This is a genomic window from Streptomyces sp. RP5T (genome assembly GCF_003933965.1).
In the GTDB taxonomy this organism is placed as follows: domain Bacteria; phylum Actinomycetota; class Actinomycetes; order Streptomycetales; family Streptomycetaceae; genus Streptomyces.
Genome location: NZ_RSAJ01000932.1, coordinates 1 through 2,190 on the forward strand (window position 1 = coordinate 1; position 2,190 = coordinate 2,190).

Genomic DNA, 2,190 nt, shown 5'->3' on the forward strand with positions numbered 1-2,190 from the left:
CGTACAGGTCCGGGGCGTGTGCCGGGACCGCCCAGAGGGTCAGCCCGTCGGGGGCGGCAAGGGGCTGGGAGGACCAGACGTAGAGGTCGGCCTCGCCGGCCGCGACGACCCGCTGCTTGCGGGCGCGCAGGGCGACCACGTCACCGGAACGGGAGGCCGCGGAGCTAGGCGCGAGGAGCGCGGCCTGCGCCGCCGGACCGTCCGCGAGCTCCTCCCCCTCCGACTCCGAATCCGACTCCGCGAGGGCGAGGCTGGCGAGATGGCGTCCGGCGGCGATCTCGGCGCGCAGCCAGGGGCCACCGTACGCCTCGATGACGGCGACGGCCGCGTAGTGGGACTGGAGCACGGCCGCCGTGGCCGGGCAGACGCGCGCGGTCCGCGCGACCACTTCGACGGCTTCGGGCAACCCCCGTCCCCCGCCGCCGTATTCGGTGGAGACGGTGAGTCCCAGGAGTCCGGCGCCGCCGAGGGCCGTCACGGCGCTGCGGGGGAACCGACCCTGGACGGCCGTGGCTTCGGCGGCGGGTCCGACGGTGCCGGTCAGGACTTCGGAGAGAGCGGAGCGGTACGACACGGGGCGACCCCCTCGGGCGTGGCTGCTGGTCCACTGCCGATCGATGATTGCATACAGTATTCTGCATGGGAAGGTGACCGCGCCAGGGGTCCAGCCGGGTAATTTCCGACGCGGCACCGTGCGGGACGTGCCGGCACCGTGCGGGACGTGCCTGCACGGTGCGCGAGGCGGCGATTGCCGGACGGCCCGACCCACCAGCCGAACGAGGGAGACGGGACCCATGCCCGACACACCCACCGTGACAGCCCGTGGCCCGATCAGCAGGCCCACCCCGCTGCGCCAGGCGGTCTACGAGGCCCTCACCGAGCTGATCGTCAACGGCTCGCTCACACCCGGACAGCACCTGGTCGAGGCAGATCTCGCCGAGAGCCTCGGAGTGAGCCGGCAGCCCGTCCGGGAGGCGCTCCAGCGGCTCCGGACGGCCGGCTGGGTCGACCTGCGACCCTCCCAGGGGGCGTTCGTGCACTCCCCCACCGCCGAGGAGTGCGCCCAACTCCTCAGCGTCCGGGCCCTCCTGGAGACCCATTCCGCGCGCGGCGCCGCCCAGCACGCCACCTCCCGCGACCTCGCCCGCCTGTGGGAACTCCAGCAGGCCGGCCTGCGTGCGCTCGCGGCCGGGGACGCGCGGGCCGTCGTGGAGGCGAACGCCGCCCTGCACGGCCACATCACCCGGCTCTCCCGCAACGCGGTCCTGGCCGAGCTCATCCCCCAGGTCGACCGGCGGGTGCGCTGGTACTACATGCCCATCGCCAGACCCCGCGGCAAGGACGCCTGGAACGAGCACGCCAGGATCATCGAGGCGATCGGCGAGGGTGCCGCCGACCGTGCCGAGGAGCTGATGCGCCGGCACACCCGCAACACCACCGACTTCTACTGCCGGCAGATCGCCGCGGTGGCCGGCCGGGGCGACTGAACCCGGCCGGCCACCGGACCGCTCCTCCAACGGGCTGGGCAGGCTCAGGAGTTCGGGGTGATCTCCCGCAGCAGGCCCGTCGTGACGTCGAAGACGAAGCCGCGCACGTCGTCGGTGTGCGGCAGGAACGGCGAGGTGCGCACCCGCTGCATGGACTGCCGTACGTCCTGGTCGACGTCACGGAAGGCCTCCACCGCCCAGGCGGGGCGCTGGCCGACCTCCAGCTCCAGTTCGTGGCGGAAGTCCTCGGTCAGGGTCTGCAGACCGCAGCCGGTGTGGTGGATGAGCGCCACACTGCGGGTGCCGAGAGCGCGCTGACTGATCGTCAGGGATCGGATCGTGTCGTCGGTGACCACACCCCCGGCGTTGCGGATGGTGTGGCAGTCGCCGAGCTGGAGGCCGAGCGCGGCGTGCAGGTCGAGGCGGGCGTCCATGCAGGCCACTACGGCCACGCGCAGGACGGGGCGGGCGCCCATACCGGGATCGGTGAAACCGGCGGCGTAGGCGCGGTTGGCTGCCACGAGCCGGTCGGTGACCGTCGCGGTTCGGGGTACGGAAGTCGACATGGGGCTGCTGCCTCACTCCGGTCGGGTCGGGTCGGGTCGGGTCGGGTCGGTCAGATGACGCCCTGCTCCTTGAGCAGCGGCAACTCGGCCGGGGAGAGACCGAGTTCATGGACGTAGATGTCCTCGTTGTGTTGGCC

At 72.8% G+C, this 2,190-nt stretch carries 3 protein-coding genes; 1 reads left to right on the forward strand and 2 read right to left on the reverse strand.

Annotated elements, in window-relative coordinates; genetic code table 11:
* Positions 1-574: acyl-CoA dehydrogenase family protein (locus EHS43_RS43085; RefSeq protein ID WP_148104289.1), on the reverse strand; the 574-nt coding region annotated here is incomplete at its 3' end.
* Between the two features lie 220 nt (positions 575-794).
* Between EHS43_RS43085 and EHS43_RS43090 the strand changes: the two genes are divergently transcribed.
* The gene (locus EHS43_RS43090) at positions 795-1,487 is read left to right on the forward strand and encodes a GntR family transcriptional regulator (RefSeq protein ID WP_125195888.1); all 693 of its coding nucleotides are present in this window, start codon (positions 795-797) and stop codon (positions 1,485-1,487) included.
* Between the two features lie 44 nt (positions 1,488-1,531).
* On the opposite strand, the gene EHS43_RS43095 is transcribed toward EHS43_RS43090, so the two are convergent.
* Positions 1,532-2,053 carry a carbonic anhydrase gene (locus tag EHS43_RS43095; protein ID WP_125195889.1) on the reverse strand — a complete coding sequence of 174 codons (522 nt, stop codon included), beginning with the start codon at positions 2,051-2,053 and terminating at the stop codon, positions 1,532-1,534.
* Positions 2,054-2,190: the final 137 nt, after the last annotated feature.